The sequence below is a fragment of the Cellulomonas sp. GbtcB1 genome (genome assembly GCF_019091725.1).
Lineage (GTDB): Bacteria > Actinomycetota > Actinomycetes > Actinomycetales > Cellulomonadaceae > Cellulomonas.
The window spans coordinates 1-525 of record NZ_JAGXJG010000146.1 but is presented as its reverse complement, the minus strand read 5'-3'; the positions used below and the strand labels follow the sequence as shown (position 1 = coordinate 525).

At 79.4% G+C, this 525-nt stretch carries 1 protein-coding gene and 1 pseudogene; one reads left to right on the top strand and one right to left on the bottom strand.

Annotated elements, in window-relative coordinates; genetic code table 11:
• The coding region (locus tag KVT14_RS20100) for an SDR family NAD(P)-dependent oxidoreductase (protein WP_217617275.1) at positions 1-206 on the bottom strand (206 nt) is incomplete at its 3' end.
• A 174-nt stretch (positions 207-380) separates the two neighbouring features.
• Between KVT14_RS20100 and KVT14_RS22790 the strand changes: the two are divergent.
• Positions 381-525 (top strand): annotated as a pseudogene (locus tag KVT14_RS22790) (transcriptional regulator); the annotation flags it as partial.

Sequence of the window (525 nt, the reverse complement as noted above, 5' to 3'; positions counted from 1 at the left end):
CGCAGGGACACGTGGCCGCCCGGAGCGGCCGCGCGGATGGCGGCGAGAGCGGCCTCGCCCTGGCGGGGGTTGCGGACCGGCAGCACGACCTCGGCACCGGCGGCGGCCAGGCGGGTGGCGATGCCGAGCCCGTTGCCGTCGCTGCCGCCGGTGACGACGGCGCGGCGGCCGGACTGGTCGGGGACGGTGAGGTCGAGACGGGACACGGTGGCTCCTCGGGGTGCGGCGGTGGTGGTGCCCCCACCGTCGCCGCGGTCGCGGGGCCGATCCAGGACGCGCTCATCCACGGATCGCCGGGCCGTGGCTCCGTGGCGCCGCGCAGGGTAGGAACGACGGCAGGGCCGGGCGGACGCGCCGGCCGGATCGCGGGAGGGCGGCGCATGGAGATCGACCGGGCGGGGCTCGCGGAGTTCCTCCGCCGGCGGCGGGAGTCCCTGCAGCCCGAGGACGTGGGCCTGCCGCGCGGGCCGCGCCGCCGCACGGACGGCCTGCGCCGGGAGGAGGTCGCGGTGCTCTGCCACATGT